Raw genomic sequence first — 17,139 nt, 5'->3', positions numbered from 1 at the left:
AGAGTAGGTCACCGCCGGACAATATTTGTTCAGAGGTTGAGGCCCGTACCTTTTGGTACGGGCCTCAACTGTTTAACCCTCAGAGCCCTTGCCCCGGCGCTGCGCAGCGGTTGCCAGCCGGCGGGCAGCAGGGACATCGGGGCTAGGCTTGGATGATGAATTCATCCCTCTTTTCGCATGCTGAGCAGCCCGAGCCGGCAAAGGAAACCATTTCAGTGCCGGACATCGTCGTGGAACGGAGCGTTCCACGCGAATTGCACGAGGCCTTCAACGGTTTCACTGAATACGTACACCTGTGGTGGCCGGAGGAGCACACGCAATTTGGCGAAGGCACCCATCCGGAGTTCGAATCGGACGCTCTGACGGAAACCGGCCCAGCGGGAGAATCTGCCGTGTGGGCGACGGTGGCCAAAAGAGTGCAGGACTCTCAGCTTCTCCTGGGTTGGATGGTGCGGCATAGCCCGCAGACCCCAACCTCGGTGCAGATCAGCTTCACTTCAGCAGACGCGACAAGCACCATTGTCACCCTCACGCATTCCGGCTTCAATATGGTGGCGGATCCGGTGAAGACCCAGGATGAGTTCTCCGTATTCTGGCCGCAGGTTTTGGACCGTTATGCCCGCTTCATGGGTGCCCGGTAGCATCCTCGTATGACCGCAGACACGCTCCTTGACCTCTCCCGCTCCCTGCCCGGCATCGAGATGGACACCGCTCCTCAGACGCTGGCAGCCTATGGAAGCGATCAGGGGCCGGTCCTGGAGTACGTCAACCCTTTGGCGGTTGTGTGGGCCCGGTCCGTTGCGCAGGTCCAGCAGATTCTGCGCTGGGCATCGCGTACCGGCACCACAGTGGTTCCCCGCGGTGCCGGAACTGGGGTGTCCGGTGGAGCCCATGCCACGGCCGGATGCATAGTCCTCAGCCTGGAGCGGATGAACAGGATCCTCGAAATTCGGCCGGAGGATGAACTGGCCATAGTGGAACCGGGGGTCATCAACGCAGACCTCAACGCTGCTGCCGCCGAATTCGGGCTGATGTACGCACCCGATCCCGCAAGCTACCGCGTGTCCACCGTCGGCGGAAATGTTGCGACCAACGCCGGAGGGCTGCGCTGCGCTAAATACGGCGTGACACGGGACTCTGTCCTCTCCCTCGACGTCGTCCTGGCCGACGGAACGCTCATCAGCACGGGCCAGGAAACGTTTAAGGGGGTGGCCGGGTACGACTTGACCAGCCTTTTCACCGGCTCCGAAGGGACACTGGGAGTAGTGGTGGGGATAACCGTGCGGCTGCGCTACCTCCCCGTGGATGTCTGCACGATCGCCGGATTCTTCCCTGACATCGAAAGCGCTGCAGCCGGGGTGCTGGCGGTGGGCCGCGCCCGGGTCCAGCCGGCCATCATGGAACTGCTCGACGCCGAGACCATGGTGGCGCTGGACACCGCACACGGCTCCAACCTGCGCTCCCGCGGCGCTGCTCTGCTCCTCATCCAGACGGACGGTTACGGCGCCGCGGCCGAGGCCGACGTCGTGCGTTCAGTGCTGGGCGAGCTGGGCGGGCAGGTCAGCATGGAGGGATCGGAGGAGGCACTGCAACTGGTTGACCTTCGCCGGCACAGCCGCGGAGACGCCATCCACACCGAACACCGGGTAGGGGAGGACGTTGCGGTGCCGCGTTCCCGGCTGGTCTCCTATATCGCCGAATTGAACCGCATGGCCCGCGAGCATGAGGTGCGGCTGAAAGTGGTGGCACATGCGGGAGACGGAAATCTTCATCCCACCTTCTGGGTGGACAAGACCGAGGGCAGCGCCGGCCTTCAACGGCTGGACGCTGCCCTCGATGAATCCATAGCCCTTGCCCTGGCGATGGGAGGCACCATCACCGGTGAACACGGGGTGGGCCAGTTCAAGCTCCGCTGGCTGGCGCAGGAGCAGCAGGAACAAGTCCTGGAACTGCAGCGCCGCATCAAAGCGGTGTTTGACCCGGCGGGGATCCTCAACCCGGGGAAAGCGATCCTCACCAGCTGAGAGCATCCCCGGCAGTACCCTGTGTCTCCTGCGATACCTTAGGCCAGTCGAAGCCACACAGTGCAGTTCGGACGGATTTTGGTTCCTTCCAGAGCGGAAGCCGAACTCATGGCAAGCACCGGAAGCTCCGGCAGCTGGATTGGGTTGTCTCCCATATTCATGGCGACCAGGACGTTTCCGTTGACGAAGGCAACCAGGCCTTCGGCGTCATGCTCCGGCCACCACGCGAGCGACCCGGCGCCCAGCGCCAGCTCACGGCGAATCTCCAGTGCCGTGCGGTACATGTTCAGCGACGAGAACTGGTCCCTGCGCTGGATGTCCCGTGAATGCCGGCCCCAGTAACCCGGCTGCGGCAGCCAGGTTTGTCCTGAGGCGCTGAACCCGAAGGACGGTTCGTGCACTCGCCAGGGCAGAGGCACGCGGCTGCCGTCGCGGCCCACCCTAACCCCTGCTGTGCGGTGATACGTGGGATCCTGCCGGAACTCGTCAGGCATCAAGGTGTGGTCGGGGAGACCGAGCTCCTCACCCTGATACAGATACACTCCGCCGGGCAATGCCAGCATCAGCATGGTGGCCGCCCGTGCCCGCGCCGCACCCAGCTGATAGTGCGGCTGGGCGTCGTTGGGCCCGATGCCGTCACCGCTGCGCAGATTATTGGCTTCCAGGCCGAAGCGGGACGCATGCCGGACGACGTCGTGGTTGGACAGCACCCAAGTGGTGGGGGCGCCTACCTTGTCGAAGGCCCGCAGTGAGGAATCGATAATCTCCCGCAACTTCTCGGGGTTCCACGGATGGGTCAGATACGCGAAGTTGAAGGCCTGCTGCATTTCGTCCGAGCGGACCCAGTCCGTCAACCGGTCCAGCGGGTCAACGTTGGCTTCGGCGCACAGGACACGGTCGCCGTCGTATTCGTCAAGGAGCTTCCGCCAGGACCTAAAGATGTCGTGGATGCCCGGCTGGCCAAACATGGGCGCGTCATATCCGGGGAAGCCTTCGGAGGAGGCGCCGTCGGCCTTCCCGCCCCAGTCAGGCAGCCCGGATTTCTTGATCAGTGCATGCGCCACATCCACCCGGAAACCGCCCACGCCGCGATCCAGCCAGAACCGCAGGATGCGCTCAAACTCCTCCCGGACCGCAGGATTGTCCCAGTTAAAGTCCGGCTGGGAGGTGTCGAAAAGATGCAGGTACCACTGGCCCGGGGTTCCGTCCGGGTTGGCGATCCGGGTCCACGCCGGTCCGCCAAAGTGGGACTGCCAGTTGTTTGGCGGGTTTTCGCCGTTCTCCCCGGTTCCGTCCCGGAAGATAAACATGTCGCGCTCCGGCGACCCGGGCTCCGCGGCGAGTGCTGCTTGGAAGAGGGGATGCTGGTCGGAGCAGTGGTTGGGCACCAGATCCACGATGACCCGGATGCCGTACTCGCCGGCTTTGGCCACCAAGGCGTCAAAATCCTCCATGGTGCCGAAGATCGGGTCCACCGAGCAATAATCTGCGACGTCGTAACCGGCATCTTTCTGGGGAGACCGATAGAAGGGGGAGAGCCAGATGGCATCGATCGCGAGTTCAGCCAGGGCCGGGATTTCCGCGGTAATGCCGGGCAGGTCGCCAACCCCGTCACCGCGCAGATCCCGGAAGGACCGCGGGTAGATCTGGTAGATCACCGAGGAACGCCACCACTCGCTGCCGGGCTGGCCGTCATGGACCGGAACAGTCCTCAGCGCACCTCCCTGGGAAGGGAAAACTGCTGATGCGGACATCTTTGAGGAGGATCCTCCTGTCTCGGGAAGGTTTTTAATCAGTTCCATCGACACTATTAAACGCAACAGCTGCGTCTGCTGCCATGAACTGGGCCACAGGCCGCAACGATGCTGCGCGGGTGCCGCCCGACGTCAGTCCGGTGCGCCGCCGGCCTCAAGTATTTTCATGGTCCGGGTGTCAGTGGACAGCAAAATGGCTGCTTCGTCCCGGCGGTGGCGGAGCACGGTGTTCAGATAGGACTGCACGGCCTCTGCCATGGGGACATTGCGGTTTTCCTTTTCGGACATGTACCACCGGTGCTCAAGCACCTCATGCACCACTTCGGCCTGTTCCAGCTTGCTGCCCAGTTCCCGAGGCACGGACTTCACGATGGGTTCGAAGACCTGGGTGACCCACAGATGCGCACTGAGGTCCTCGTCCAGCTCCGGATGGTTGTCCGCCCGGTAGGAATCCATGTCATTGAGCAGGCGGCGCGCCTGGTTTTCCTGGGCATCCAGACCGGTCAGGCGCAGCAGGCGCCGCTGGTGGTGGCCGGCGTCGACCACCTTGGGTTGGAGCTGGACCTGGGTGCCGTCGGCGGTGGTGTTGATGGTGAGTTCATCGACGTCGAACCCCAGGTCATTCAGGCGGCGGATGCGGGCATTGACCCGCCAGCGTTCGCCGAGTTCGAAGGATTCCTTCTCCGTGAGTTCTGCCCAGAGGTTCCGGTAGCTGTTCATGATGCGCTCGCTGGTGGCGAGCGGATCGACGCTTTCTTCGATCAGCCCGCCCTCTGCGAGGTCCATCAATTCGCCGGCGATGTTGACCCGGGCAATCTCCAGGTCGTATTCGCGCTGGCCCCGGGAGAGTTCCGGATAGAGCTCTCCGGTCTCGGCATCCACCAGATAGGCGGCAAACGCTCCGGCATCTCGTCGGAACAGCGTGTTGGACAATGACACATCACCCCAGTAGAAGCCTGCCAGATGAAGCCGGACCAGCAGCAGGGCCTGGGCGTCGATGAGGCGGGTGAGGGTGACCTGGCGCAGCGTCTGGGAGAAGACGGCACGGTACGGCAGGGAAAAGCGCAGGTGCCTGGTGACGAGGACGGGCTGCAGTTCCTGGCCGTCTGCATCGTAGCGGCCGGTGATGACAGCCACCGGTTCAACGCTCGGAACATTGAGCCTGCGCAGCTTGCGCAGCATGTGGTATTCCTGCCGGGCCACGTGCTCGCTGGTTTCCTTGATGGCGATCAGCGAGTCACTCATTCGTGCGAAGCGGACGACGTGGCGGGAAATGCCGCGGGGCAGTGCCGCAAGGTTATCCTTGGGCCACTCTTCGAGCGGCAAATGCCACGGCAGGTCCAGCAGGCCCGGGTCCATCGAAGCAGCGGTGATGTTCAGGGACGCGAGTGCTTTTTGAGGGGCCGAGGGACGAATCCGGGGCAGTTTGCCCTGCTGTTCCCAGTCTGTTGGTTCATCGCGCCACTTGGCGCCTGCGGGTTCGGACATAAGCACACGCCTTCATCGAACGTTCTGCTGAAACGGAGATGTAGTTAAACAGAAAATGCGGTGGCCCCTTAGACGAGTCTAGAACAGTCGCATGGGCCACCGCATATTCGGCGGCGGAACTAGGCCTGGTCTGCCAGGCGCTCTCCGTTGCTGGTGTCGAACAGGTGCACATGGCCCTGCTGCGGGCGGACGAACAGGGTGTCGCCCTTCATCGGGGGACGCCTGCCGTCAACACGGACCACCATGTCCCGGTCAGTTCCGTCGAGGGTGGTGTGCCCGTAAACATAAGCATCGGCGCCAAGCTCCTCCACCACGTCAACTTCCACCTTCAGGCCGGCGCCGGAGGAGTCAACGATCTCCAGGTCCTCAGGCCGGACGCCGACGGTCACGGTGTTGCCTGCTGCCGCTCCCAGAACCGAGCTGGCGACCGGGTAGATGGCGCCGCCGAAGGCAACACCGCCATCTACCACGGGCAGTTCCAGCAGATTCATGGCAGGGGAGCCGATGAAGCCGGCCACGAAGACGTTCTTGGGGTGGTCGTACAGGTTGCGCGGGGTGTCCACCTGCTGCAGGATGCCGTCCTTGAGCACGGCCACGCGGTCACCCATGGTCATGGCCTCAACCTGGTCGTGGGTCACGTAAACGGTGGTGACGCCCAGACGGCGGGTCAGCGATGCGATCTGGGTGCGGGTCTGTACGCGCAGCTTGGCGTCCAGGTTGGACAGCGGTTCATCCATGAGGAAGACCTGCGGGTTACGGACAATGGCACGGCCCATGGCGACGCGCTGGCGCTGTCCGCCGGAGAGTGCCTTCGGCTTGCGGTCCAGGTAGTCCTCGAGGTCCAGGAGCTTGGCGGCCTCGCGGACGCGTTCCATCCGCTCTTCCTTGCCGATGCCTGCGATCTTCAGGGCAAAGCCCATGTTGTCCGCTACGGACATGTGGGGATAGAGGGCGTAGTTCTGGAAAACCATGGCAATGTCACGGTCTTTGGGCGGTACATCCGTGACGTCGCGGTCACCGATAAGAATGCGGCCGGAGTTGACGTCTTCGAGTCCGGCGAGCATGCGCAGGGAGGTTGACTTGCCGCAGCCGGAAGGGCCAACGAGTACCAGGAACTCGCCGTCGGCGATCTCCAGGCTGAGGTTGTCCACTGCGGGCCTGTCAGTGCCCGGGTACAGGCGAGTGGCCTGGTCAAACGTTACCGTTGCCATGATATTTCTCCTTCACGGGCAGGTACGTGCCCGACGATCCGTTGTGAAGTGCTTATGTAGTTGTACAGCAGGTGGCAGCGGTTGTGGCCGCAGTCACAGGGTCAGTATGCCATACCCGGCCGTCGGCCCTGCTTACCGCCGGGTATGCCGCAATTCCAGCAGAGTTTCCAGCACTTCGGTGACCGCCTCGGGGGAGTCCACCCGGAAGGATGCCCTGGTCTCGCCGGGGCCGACTTTCAGCCCCAGGTCGCCGGGAAGCAGTGCGGCGAAGCCGTTTTCGTCGGTGACGTCGTCTCCGGCGAAGAGCACCGCCGTCGCACCGGTGAGCGTGCGCAGGGTCCGGACACCCTCGCCCTTATCGGTATGCACCACGGATGTCTCGAGGACCTGTTTGCCGTCGGTCAGCTGCACCCCGTCAATGGTTGTCAGGCGGGTGCGGGCGGCGTCGGTGGCCGCCGCGGCAACGTCTTCGGACGCACTGCGCGTATGCAGTACGACGCCGGCGGGCTTGGTTTCCATCCACGTGCCGGGATGGGCGTCAACCACTTCCTGCACCGCCGCCCGTGCCCGGACCAGCAGCTGTGCCTGTTCAGGTGTCAGCTCCAGCGGCTGGGCGTTGGGCCCGGTCCAGGCTTCAGCGCCGTGGCTGCCAATCAGCAGGGTCTCCGGGGCCGGGCTCGCAGCCCGGCGTAGGCTGTCCAGGGCGCGGCCGGAGATCAAAGCGGTGAAGGTGGACGGCAGGGCGGCCAGCTCGCGGACCGCGGTTGCGGAGGCAGGCAGGGGCCGTGCGTCGTCGGCATGTTCCACCAGCGGTGCCAGCACGCCGTCGAAGTCCAGCGCCACCAGCAGTGTTTCCGTGTCCGCCACCCGTGCCAGCGCCTGCATCAGATCTTCGGGGAGGTTGTTCACTGTGCTGCCTCGTTTTCTCCCTGCTGCAGGGCACTAAGGAAGTTCTTCGACCAGCGTTCGACGTCGTTCTGCAGGACCTGCCGGCGCATCAGGCGCATACGGCGCTGGGCCTCGCGCTCCGGCATGTTGATCGCCGTCAGGATGGATTCCTTGACCCCGTCGATGTCGTGCGGGTTCATCAGTACCGCCTGCCGCAGCTGGTCAGCGGCGCCGGCGAACTCGCTGAGCACCAGCGCACCGGTGTTGTTGATGCGGGCGGCCACATACTCCTTGGCCACCAGGTTCATGCCGTCACGCAGAGCGGTGACGAGCATGACGTCGGCGGCGAGGTACAGCGCCACCATTTCCTCCACCGGGTAGCTGTGGTGCAGGTAGCGGATGGCGGTGTTGCCCATGGTGTCGTAGGTGCCGTTAATCCGGCCCACTGTGCCCTCAACCTCTTCGCGCAGCAGCCGGTACTGTTCTACGCGCTCGCGGCTGGGGCTTGCGACCTGGATCAGCGACGCGTCAGCGACGTTGAGTTTGCCGTCTTGGAGGAGCTCCCCGTAGGCCTTGAGTCGGTGGCTGATGCCCTTGGTGTAGTCCAGCCGGTCCACGCCCAGCAGGACGGTCTTGGGATCGCCGAGTTCCTTGCGGATCTGCTTGGACCGCTCGATGATGTCCTCACGCTTGGCCAGCTCGGTGATCTGTTCAACGTCAATGGAAATCGGGAAGGACTCGGCCCGCGAAACGTAGGACACTCCGTCCTCATTGGTGACGTGCACCTGCTGCTGGCGGACCGTGTGACCGGCGAAGCGGCGCACGCAGCGCAGGAAGTTGCTGGCATCGGAGGGACGCTGGAAGCCGATCAGATCCGCTCCGAGCAGGCCCTCAATGATGTTGCGGCGCCAGGGCAGCTGGGCAAAGATCTCCAGCGGCGGGAAGGGGATGTGGTTGAAGAAGCCGATCTTCAGGTCCGGACGGTCCCTGCGCAGCATCTGCGGCACCAGCTGCAGCTGGTAGTCCTGGACCCACACGGTTGCCCCCTTGGCGGCCATGGTGGCAGCGGCGTCGGCGAAGCGGCGGTTGACGGTCCGGTAGGAATCCCACCAGGTGCGGTGGAACTCCGGCGGCGCAATGACGTCGTGGTAGAGCGGCCACAGCGTGGCGTTGGAGAAGCCCTCGTAATACAGCTCCACTTCGGATGCGCTCAGCGGAACCGGCAGCAGATGCATGTTGTCATGATCGAACTCGTCCAGCTCTTCGTCCGCAGCTCCGTGCCAGCCCACCCACGCGCCGTCGGCCTTGGCCATCACCGGGGCCAGCGCCGTGACGAGCCCGCCGGGGGAGCGCCGCCAGCTTTCGCCGTCGTCCGTATTTACCCGGTCCACCGGAAGTCGGTTGGAAACTACGATGAAATCGAAATCGCCATACCCGTCCGTGGCATTCTGTCCTGCGGAATCAGCGGCAGCAGCGTTCACGATATGCACCCCTTGTTTGGCTTATGTATTTAGGCCACTCTATCCAAGGCTGGAAACTTTATGCCTGTGCAGGCCGTTGAAAGTAAGGGCTGACACCCCCGGTGGCCTAAACTGTTGCTGCCCGGCCGCATGCCCAAACGGGCAGGCGTGAGAGAGACATGAGGAACTATGACTGAGCGGAACCCCAAGCCCAGCAAGGCCGATCGCACGGCTGCTGCGCGCGAACAGGCGCGTGCCCTGCGTGAAGCCCAGAAGAAGAAGGAGCGGCGCAACAAGCTCCTGGTGCGCTGGGGCGTGGTGGTTGCCGTGGTGGCGGTCATCGTCATCGTGGCACTGATCGTGATCAATTCCGTGCGCAGCGGCAACGGAGCGGACGCCCAGACCGGAGAATCCCCGGCCAACGCGAATGAATACGGCGGCATTACGGTGACGTCCACCACCTCGCTGGAGCCCACCGAGCCGTTCAGTGTTGACGTTGCCTCACTGCCGGAGGCTCCGTCCGACGCCAAGGAAGACGCACCCGTTCCTCCGGGCGTTGAAGCGGCAGAAGCCGGCCAGCCGGTCCCGATCGTGGCCTACGTGGACGTGAACTGCGTGCACTGCGCCGACTTCGAGAAGGCCTACAACTCGCAGATCGCCACGTGGCTTGATGCCGGTGAGGTCACCTTTGAGTACCGCACGGTAGCGTTCCTGGACCGCGGATCACCCACGAACTACTCCTCCCGCGGCGCCAACGCCGCAGCCTGCGTGGCGGACACCAACCCGGAGTCCTACTGGGGCTTCATGAGCGCCATTTTCGCCAACTATGACAACGGCGAGATCAAGAACGCGGAGCTGGCTGACATGGCCGAGTCCGTAGGCGCCGGTGATGCGTCCGACTGCATCCAGAATGACGGCTTCCGTGCCTTCGTGAATTACACGGACCGTCTGGCCCGCGTGGACTACGTCAGCGGAACCCCCACCGTGTATGTCAACGGTGAAGAAGCCAACGCCAACGACTTCACTGCCGCTGTTGAAGCTGCCATCGAGGCCACCAAGTAACCCATTCCGGTTTCCCCGGTGCGCCCGTTTCGCGCGGAACCGCCTCTTGGTTTCGCGGGAACGGGCGCTCTGGGCTAATCTTGACTAGCGCAGTTGCCGTGTTTGGCTTTTGAAGCACGACGACGGCGGTTAGCCGGCTTAGGCCGGCGCCGCCCCCTTAGCTCAGCTGGCCAGAGCACCTGTCTTGTAAACAGGGGGTCGCCGGTTCGAATCCGGCAGGGGGCTCCACGAAACCCCCTCCTGATCAGGCATAACGCTGATCGGGAGGGGTTTTTCTATGGCATTCGAAGGCTCACGGGTAGCCGCTAAACCGGGCATGACAAGCCCGGGCCGAAACAGGGCCTCTGAGTGTCAAGTCATTCCTTGCGGCGGGCTGTGCGCCTGACAGCGCGCTGCGGCACACCCTTGCGTGCGACGTAGACGATCCCGAAGATCACCGCGGCAATCAGGAGAATCATGAGGAACACGGTCAATGTCCAGCCTGCGATAACACCCATTTCATTTGTCCTTCCGTCGAGCCATTAGCTATTCGGGGTAGGTCATGTAGGCACACCGTAGCCCACGTTCAGCTGTACCCGGAACGTAAACGGAAGTGGGGCGCCGGTTCGAATCCGGCAGCACTGCCGCAGGCGGCACCGTGGTCTACAACTCCGCTGATGCGGGTTCGGGCGCGGCTGTGCAGGCATCACCTACACCCTCGAGGGCGGTTTTGTGCCCGCCGAGGCTGAGGACGGCTCCATGTGGGCTGTCGGCCTGACAACGCCGGTGGCCCCGAGGCCTACTCCATACAGACAGTGTGGGCCCGTGATGCCCACGGAAACGACGTGCCGACTCACTATGAGATCCGCGGTGAGCCGCTCCTCCAGGTGGTCACCCCCGACGCCGATACCGCCTACCCGGTCGTCGCTGACCCCCGGTGGGCTTGGTACGCTTTCGCCTATGGCGCCAAGTTCAACAAGGACGAGACCCGCAGCTTCGCCTCTATCGGCAGTGTGGCCGGATTCTGTGGCCTCCTCGGTGGTGGCCCCGGCATTGCCTGAACCCGTCGACAGAAACCGACACATAAGCACTGACGAGGAAGAGGTCGCACCGTGGATGCAACACCGCTGATCATCATCGCCATTGCGGGGCTCTGCCTGGGCGTACTCCTGGCTACGGTCCGGGTCCCCACAGTTCAGAGGATTCCATCCTTGAGCCTGCTGCTTCTCGGCATTGGTGTTGTCCTGGGCGTCAGCCGTCTCTGGGAGATCAACCTCCTGGCCGGACTCATCCTCATCATCACCGCCCAGACCGGTTCCTTCTTCTACTCCGGCAAGCTGTGGCAGCAGCAGGGGCTTGAGCCCGGGCTGACCTACATGGACTGGGCGAAGAGAGGATTCCTGCACGAGGGTTACCTGCGCCGCCTGTACCTCACGGAACGATCTGAACCGCAGGCTACAGCGGTGCAGTAAAGAAAATGCACGGCGAAGAAGGGGGCTTCGGCCCCCTTCTTTTGTGTTGTCGGGGGATCGCCGGCAGCGCGGTAGCTTCCGCCCCTTCCGGCCAGTGACCAGGACGCCGTCATTAGCGCCGGAGCGCTGTCCGACGGATTTGCGTGCCGGATTATCCACGCAGGAAAACGGTCACCCAGTTGCGGATTCATCCCCTGGAACCATGCCTGGACAACCCGTGGAGGCACCGACCCTGTGGCTACAGAGGCCACCCGGCAGGCCAGCCGCAGCCGTTCCTGCATCACGGGATGAGGCATTTGAGGATCAGCGGGAAGTCTCCTTCGTTTCGCACCACATGTCCGTAAGCAGCCAACGCCCGGAGTTCTTGACGGCGTGGGCCAGCCAGGGGTTGAACGTTTCCTGTTTAGGCAGATGCGTCCCGTCACCGAGGCCGTGATGGACCAGGACGGCGGGGGACCGTCGCGCCCTCAGGGTCGGAGCCTGGTGGTGGACTTCTACACCTCGGCCGTACTCGCTGTGAGCCTGCAGGGATTAGTCATTTTCATCAAACTGCCCTAGTGTATTTATTGTCAGAGTGACAATAAATCAGGAGAGCGACATGAACGCGGTACTGGACTGGATGAACTCCCCGGCGGCAACTTTGCTCGGAGCACCCGTCAGCTGGATTGAAATCATTGGTTTCATCACGGGTGCGGCCTGCGTTTACGGTGTCGCCCGGCAAAAGTTGTGGAACTGGCCTGTCGGCATCGTGAACAACGTTGCCTTCATGGTCCTGTTTTTCGGCGCAGGGTTGTACGGCGAGACCCTGCTCCAGGCAGTGTTCGCCGGCTTATCCGTCTATGGCTGGTACAAGTGGGTCCGGGGAGCCCAAGGCGCGGCCGGCAAAGGTGAACTTCCCATCCGCGACGGGAGCAGGTCAGAGGTGGCCTGGGGTCTTGGCGCTGTCGCACTAGCCACGGTTGGTGTTGCCATGATCCTCACGCACGGCACCGACTCCCAGGTTCCCTGGCCGGACGCCTTTGTTCTGGCAGCTTCGCTCCTGGCCACTTACTGGCAGGCCCGGAAGATCTTCCAGCACTGGTACGTATGGATTGTGATCGACCTGGTCAGCATCCCGCTCTATTTCTCCCGCGGGCTCAATCTCACCGCCATCCTGTATATCGGCTTCACGGCCCTTTGCATCTATGGTCTCGTGGGGTGGACGCGGACCCGGACGGCGGCAAACACCCGGCGCGGCGAAACACAGGAGGTGCCGGCATGACCCGCTTCAGGCAGGGCGTTGTCATTGGAAAGTTCTATCCCCCGCACACCGGCCACCGGCACCTGATAGCCCGGGCTTCAGAGCAGTCCGATCGGCTCGCGGTTGTTGTCCTTGGGAGCAGGTTTGAGAGCATCGGCCTTGAGGACCGGGTGAAGTGGCTGACCGCGGAGTTCGACGGTACAAATGTCACCGTCATTGGCATGCCGGACGACTGCCCCGTGGACTATGCATCTGATGCCATCTGGAAGGCGCACCATGAGGTGCTGCGCATGGCCCTCAAGATGAAGGGGATCATGACCGTCGACGCCGTCTTCAGTTCCGAGGACTACGGCTGGCAGCTGGCCGAATACTTCGGGGCAGCCCACGTCATGGTTGACCGGGGCCGCACGGATCATCCCGTCAGCGGCACGCTGTGCCGGGATGACCTCAACGACGCTTGGCACAGCATCATCCGCCCTGCCCGGCAGGATCTGGCCGTGCGGATCATCGTGGTGGGAGCGGAGTCCACGGGCACCACCACTCTCGCCTCGGATCTGACCCGGCACTACCGGTCCCGGTACCCGGGGCTGACGGACGTCCCGGAGTACGGCCGGCAGTTCACCTATGACAAGTTCGCGGCGGCCCGGGCTGCCAACCCCGACGCCGGTCTGGCCGACCTGGTCTGGACCGCAGAAGATTTCGCCGTCGTCGGTGAACAACAGAACCGAATGGAGAATGAGGCTGCGGATCGGTGTCCGCTGGTGATTGCGGACACCGACGTCATCACCACCATGCTGTTTGAACGGGTTTACATTGGTCAGCAAAGCTACGGTTCATACCTGGCCGTGGAGCGTATTCCGCGACGCGATCTCTACCTCATCACCGACCATGCCGGGGTGCCGTTCGAGGACGACGGTTGGCGCGAGGCACACCATCCCCGGGAAGAGATGACGGAGTGGTTCAAGGAAGAACTCACGGCGGCCGGAGCCCCATGGATCCTCGTTTCGGGCAGCCCGGCTGAGCGCTTGTCGACAGCAACTGAGATCATTGACTTGATCATTGCCCGGCGGGACGCGTTCGCATCCCCGCCCTGGGCCACCCGAACCGTACTGACAGGAAGCTGATGGCCACTGAAGAGGAACGGTACCTCCAGGACTATGTTCCCCGGGAGTATCCGTCAGTTGCGCTCGCCGTGGATCTGGTGGTCTTCGCCGTTTCCTCGGGTACCCTCAATGCCGTTTTTGTCCGCCGCGGGGCCCATCCGTTCAAGGGTTCCCTGGCGTTGCCGGGCGGGTTCGTTCTTCCGGATGAGGATGCGCTGAGCGCCGCGTGGCGCGAGTTGGAGGAGGAGACCGGGCTGGATCTTGGTGCACACCGCGCGCACGTTGAGCAACTGGCCACCTACAGTGGGCCCAACCGGGATCCCCGCATGCGGGTGGCATCCGTGGCCCATCTTGCCCTGCTTGCAACCGACGGCCGGACCCTTCCGGAACTCGCGACGGGAAGCGACGCCGCGGCGGCCGAATGGCTGCCCGTGCATGATGTCCTTGCCGGCGCTGACCTGGCGTTTGACCACCGGGACATCCTTAGCGCCGGTTTGGACCGGCTGGCAGGAAAGATCGAGTACTCCCTCACTGCTTCGCATCTTCTGCCGGAGGAATTTACGCTCAAACAACTCCGCAGCGTCTATCGGGCAGTGTGGAACACCGACAAACTCGACGCAGGCAACTTCACCCGCAAAATGACCGGAGCCCTGCAGGACACCGGACGTAAGGTCATCCGGGGCAAGGGCGCTCCGGCCACGGTATTTCGGGTCAGGGATGAGTATCTGAGCCCTCCGCTGATCCGGCCGCTCCCTTGAAGGGGTGGCTGTGGTGATGGAGCGAAAACAACAATAAACAAGTGCTGACACTTCGGCTTTTCTCAAGCTGAATCCCACGTCTCATGGGCCGGCTGCAGCGGCTTCGGGACGCGATGGTGGTCTGTGTCCATCCCGACGAGGTTGTTCGGCGCTCAGCATTGCACGACGTCAATTTCCTTCCCCCGGGAAGCGTCCCCGGGGCATAGCCCGCCGGACCTGCGGCACCAGTTCCAGCAGGTGCTCCTCCACATAGTCCAGGGCCAAGCGCAGGGCACCGGTTGGCACCAGCAGTTTGCCCATGTTTGAGACGGCCAGCCGCGGCGGCTCCGCCACATAGCCGGCAAGTTCCCGGGTCATGGCAGGCAGCAACGCCTCGGCTGATGCTGCCACGGCGCCGCCGATGACGATCAGGCGGGGATCAAAGAAGGACGAGACAAGCGCCAGTACCCGCGCCATGCGCCGGGCGATACGGTCCAGGATTTCCTGTGCCACCGGATCGCCGTCGGCTGCTGCCTCGAAAACGTAGCGGGCCGACGCGCGGTTGGTTTTCGGCCCCACCAGGTCCCGGATCCGCCCGTCGTGCCCTTCTTTGAGTGCGGCGCTGCCCCAGAGGCGGGCCAGCTTGGCAATGCCGTCCTCGTTGCCGACGCCTTCAACCAATTCCAGCCCGCCCATCGCACCCGTTCCTCCGCGGGCGCCGTGCAGCAGTCTTCCGGCGTCGATGATTCCACTGCCCAGGCGCTCGCCGGCGAGGATCACCGCGAGGTTTTTTTCACCCGCGCCCACGCCGCGCCACCGCTCGGCAAGCGCCGCCAGCTTGGCATCATTCTCCACCAGCATCGGCCAGCCCCGGACCTCGCCGAATTCCCGCTGCAGGCCGAGGTCAAACATGGGTGCCATTGGCTGGCCGGGAACGACGACGCCGTCGCCGGTCACCTGTGCGGCAACACCCGTACCAACGCAGAACACCTCTGCTGAGGTGATGCCGGCGTCCTCAAGCGCTCTGTCCACCGCATCGGTCAGTATCCGCCGCCGGGCATCCGGCTGACCGCCGTGGCGGGGGAATTGGGCCTCCGCCCCGCCGACGACGGTTCCGGCGAGGTCGGCAACCAGGACTCGGATAGTGGCGATGCCGACGTCGAGCCCCAGGACATACCCGGCGTTTTCATTGAACTCAAAGCGCCGTGCAGGCCGCCCCTTTTGTCCTTCCGCACGCGGGGAATCAGCTTCCCGGGCCCAACCGCGGGCGACCAGGTCATCACACACGGCGATCACAGTGGCGCGCGTCAGCCCGGTGGCTTCGATCAGGTCGGTGCCGGTGACCGACGAGGTTGAACGCAGCACTTCCAGCACTGCACGGAGGTTGGCGCGGCGCAGAAACTGGGGGGTATTTGCGGAGGGGTCCATGGGAGGCCTTTTGACGTGTGGCGGTAATAACAGCATAATTGTAGAAGGTAATAAATTTAGTGTCTAAATATAATCCTGACGAGCCTGAGGAGGCCCCCATGACGGTACGTGTCGGAATTAACGGTTTTGGTCGAATCGGCCGCAATTTCCTGCGGGCAGCACTGGAGCACGGCGAAGGCTTCGAAGTTGTTGCAGTCAACGACCTCGGCGATCCCGCCCAGCTGGCGCACCTGCTGAAGTATGACTCCGTTGCCGGACGCCTGAGCGAAAAGGTCTCCGTCGAGGAGGGCAACCTCGTGGTTGGCGGTCACACCATCAAGGTCCTGGCCGAGCGCGATCCCGCCAACCTGCCCTGGGGCGAACTCGGCGTTGACATCGTCATCGAGTCCACCGGCTTCTTCACCAACGCCGATGACGCCCGTAAGCACATCACCGCCGGCGCCAAGAAGGTCCTGGTCTCCGCACCCGCCAAGGGCGACGCGTTCACCGTGGTCATGGGCGTTAACGACGCAGACTACGATGCCGAGAACCACGACGTCATCTCCAACGCATCCTGCACCACCAACTGCCTGGGCCCGCTGGCCAAGGTCCTCAACGACGCCTTCGGCATCGAAAAGGGCCTCATGACCACGGTTCACGCCTACACTGCAGACCAGAACCTGCAGGACGGTCCGCACAAGGACCTGCGCCGTGCACGCGCCGCAGCCCTGAACATGGTGCCCACCTCCACCGGTGCCGCCAAGGCCATCGGCCTGGTCCTGCCGGAACTGAAGGGCAAGCTGGACGGCTTCGCCATCCGCGTTCCCGTCCCCACCGGTTCCGTCACCGACCTGACCGTCACGCTGGAGAAGGAAGCCACGGTCGAGGAGATCAACGCCGCCTACGCCAAGGCTGCACAGGATCCGCGCTGGGCCGGCATCCTCACCTACACCGAGGATCCGATTGTTTCCTCCGACATTGTGGGCGATCCGTCCTCCTGCATCTTTGACTCCGGCCTGACCCGCGTTATGGGCAACCAGGTGAAGATTGTCGGCTGGTACGACAACGAGTGGGGCTACTCCAACCGCCTGGTGGACCTGACCGGGCTGGTTGCCTCAAAGCTCTAAGGCTGGCCGCCCCCTTCGGGAGTTCAGCACAGAACAACGCACGACGGCGCCGCGCCGGACCGCTTCCAGGGTCCGGACGGCGCCGTCGTGCGTTTAACGCCGTTGGCCCTTCAACCTCAGCAATGGCGCGCGGGCCTGCGTGCGCTGCCCTTGTTCGCCCCGGGACCAACCGCGGACAATGAGTCGG

General features: G+C 63.6%; 17 protein-coding genes and 1 tRNA gene. 11 read left to right on the top strand and 7 right to left on the bottom strand.

The window, feature by feature from the left end:
* The first annotated feature begins 215 nt into the window (after positions 1–215).
* Together CXR03_RS17645 and CXR03_RS17640 are read left to right on the top strand one after the other, a co-directional pair.
* The gene (locus CXR03_RS17645; RefSeq protein WP_219816282.1) at positions 216–641 is read left to right on the top strand and encodes a hypothetical protein; all 426 of its coding nucleotides are present in this window, start codon (positions 216–218) and stop codon (positions 639–641) included.
* 60 nt (positions 642–701) lie between these two features.
* A complete protein-coding gene (locus CXR03_RS17640) occupies positions 702–2,024 on the top strand; it encodes an FAD-binding oxidoreductase (RefSeq protein ID WP_258073742.1) in 1,323 nt (440 codons plus the stop codon).
* Between the two features lie 38 nt (positions 2,025–2,062).
* Here CXR03_RS17640 and CXR03_RS17635 read toward each other — a convergent pair whose 3' ends face one another.
* The 5 genes from CXR03_RS17635 to CXR03_RS17615 all read right to left on the bottom strand — a co-directional run bounded on the left by CXR03_RS17635 (position 2,063) and on the right by CXR03_RS17615 (position 8,846).
* The gene (locus CXR03_RS17635) at positions 2,063–3,778 is read right to left on the bottom strand and encodes a glycoside hydrolase family 13 protein (protein WP_181034676.1); all 1,716 of its coding nucleotides are present in this window, start codon (positions 3,776–3,778) and stop codon (positions 2,063–2,065) included.
* A 132-nt stretch (positions 3,779–3,910) separates the two neighbouring features.
* Positions 3,911–5,266, bottom strand: coding sequence for a DUF4032 domain-containing protein (locus CXR03_RS17630; protein WP_104105029.1), 1,356 nt, complete (start codon positions 5,264–5,266; stop codon positions 3,911–3,913).
* A gap of 119 nt (positions 5,267–5,385) precedes the next feature.
* On the bottom strand, positions 5,386–6,477 hold the full coding sequence (locus CXR03_RS17625) for an ABC transporter ATP-binding protein (protein WP_104105028.1): 1,092 nt from the start codon (positions 6,475–6,477) through the stop codon (positions 5,386–5,388).
* Positions 6,478–6,609: 132 nt separating this feature from the next.
* Positions 6,610–7,386: a trehalose-phosphatase gene (otsB, locus tag CXR03_RS17620; protein WP_308470594.1), complete on the bottom strand. Its 777-nt coding sequence runs from the start codon at positions 7,384–7,386 to the stop codon at positions 6,610–6,612.
* Positions 7,383–8,846: a trehalose-6-phosphate synthase gene (locus CXR03_RS17615; RefSeq protein WP_181032415.1), complete on the bottom strand. Its 1,464-nt coding sequence runs from the start codon at positions 8,844–8,846 to the stop codon at positions 7,383–7,385. The genes otsB and CXR03_RS17615 overlap by 4 nt, the downstream gene beginning before the upstream one ends.
* A gap of 168 nt (positions 8,847–9,014) precedes the next feature.
* Between CXR03_RS17615 and CXR03_RS17610 the strand changes: the two genes are divergently transcribed.
* Together CXR03_RS17610 and CXR03_RS17605 are read left to right on the top strand one after the other, a co-directional pair.
* Positions 9,015–9,887: a thioredoxin domain-containing protein gene (locus CXR03_RS17610; protein WP_104105027.1), complete on the top strand. Its 873-nt coding sequence runs from the start codon at positions 9,015–9,017 to the stop codon at positions 9,885–9,887.
* Between the two features lie 151 nt (positions 9,888–10,038).
* Positions 10,039–10,115: transfer RNA gene (locus CXR03_RS17605), tRNA-Thr, on the top strand.
* 128 nt (positions 10,116–10,243) lie between these two features.
* On the opposite strand, the gene CXR03_RS18400 is transcribed toward CXR03_RS17605, so the two are convergent.
* On the bottom strand, positions 10,244–10,384 hold the full coding sequence (locus CXR03_RS18400) for a hypothetical protein (protein ID WP_181032416.1): 141 nt from the start codon (positions 10,382–10,384) through the stop codon (positions 10,244–10,246).
* A 327-nt stretch (positions 10,385–10,711) separates the two neighbouring features.
* On the opposite strand from CXR03_RS18400, the gene CXR03_RS17600 reads away from it, so the two are divergent.
* The 6 genes from CXR03_RS17600 (at position 10,712) to CXR03_RS17575 (ending at position 14,439) form a co-directional block, all read left to right on the top strand.
* Positions 10,712–10,927, top strand: coding sequence for a hypothetical protein (locus CXR03_RS17600; protein WP_181034675.1), 216 nt, complete (start codon positions 10,712–10,714; stop codon positions 10,925–10,927).
* A gap of 51 nt (positions 10,928–10,978) precedes the next feature.
* Positions 10,979–11,338, top strand: a complete 360-nt coding sequence (locus CXR03_RS17595; protein ID WP_104105025.1) for a hypothetical protein — start codon at positions 10,979–10,981, stop codon at positions 11,336–11,338.
* 372 nt (positions 11,339–11,710) lie between these two features.
* Positions 11,711–11,896 carry a TetR-like C-terminal domain-containing protein gene (locus CXR03_RS18395; protein WP_104105024.1) on the top strand — a complete coding sequence of 62 codons (186 nt, stop codon included), beginning with the start codon at positions 11,711–11,713 and terminating at the stop codon, positions 11,894–11,896.
* 40 nt (positions 11,897–11,936) lie between these two features.
* Positions 11,937–12,599, top strand: a complete 663-nt coding sequence (gene pnuC, locus CXR03_RS17585; protein WP_104105023.1) for a nicotinamide riboside transporter PnuC — start codon at positions 11,937–11,939, stop codon at positions 12,597–12,599.
* The gene (locus CXR03_RS17580; protein WP_104105022.1) at positions 12,596–13,702 is read left to right on the top strand and encodes an AAA family ATPase; all 1,107 of its coding nucleotides are present in this window, start codon (positions 12,596–12,598) and stop codon (positions 13,700–13,702) included. Before pnuC ends, CXR03_RS17580 begins: the two co-directional genes overlap by 4 nt.
* Positions 13,702–14,439 carry an NUDIX domain-containing protein gene (locus CXR03_RS17575; RefSeq protein ID WP_104105021.1) on the top strand — a complete coding sequence of 246 codons (738 nt, stop codon included), beginning with the start codon at positions 13,702–13,704 and terminating at the stop codon, positions 14,437–14,439. The genes CXR03_RS17580 and CXR03_RS17575 overlap by 1 nt, the downstream gene beginning before the upstream one ends.
* 168 nt (positions 14,440–14,607) lie before the next feature.
* Here CXR03_RS17575 and CXR03_RS17565 read toward each other — a convergent pair whose 3' ends face one another.
* Positions 14,608–15,846: an ROK family protein gene (locus CXR03_RS17565; RefSeq protein WP_104105020.1), complete on the bottom strand. Its 1,239-nt coding sequence runs from the start codon at positions 15,844–15,846 to the stop codon at positions 14,608–14,610.
* Positions 15,847–15,944: 98 nt separating this feature from the next.
* On the opposite strand from CXR03_RS17565, the gene gap reads away from it, so the two are divergent.
* Positions 15,945–16,952: a type I glyceraldehyde-3-phosphate dehydrogenase gene (gap, locus tag CXR03_RS17560; RefSeq protein WP_104055998.1), complete on the top strand. Its 1,008-nt coding sequence runs from the start codon at positions 15,945–15,947 to the stop codon at positions 16,950–16,952.
* The last annotated feature ends 187 nt before the right edge of the window (positions 16,953–17,139 follow it).

The sequence above is a fragment of the Arthrobacter sp. 08Y14 genome (assembly GCF_002929455.1).
GTDB lineage: Bacteria > Actinomycetota > Actinomycetes > Actinomycetales > Micrococcaceae > Arthrobacter_B > Arthrobacter_B sunyaminii.
The sequence above is the reverse complement of the archived record's forward strand: the minus strand, read 5'-3'. Positions and strand labels throughout refer to the sequence as shown.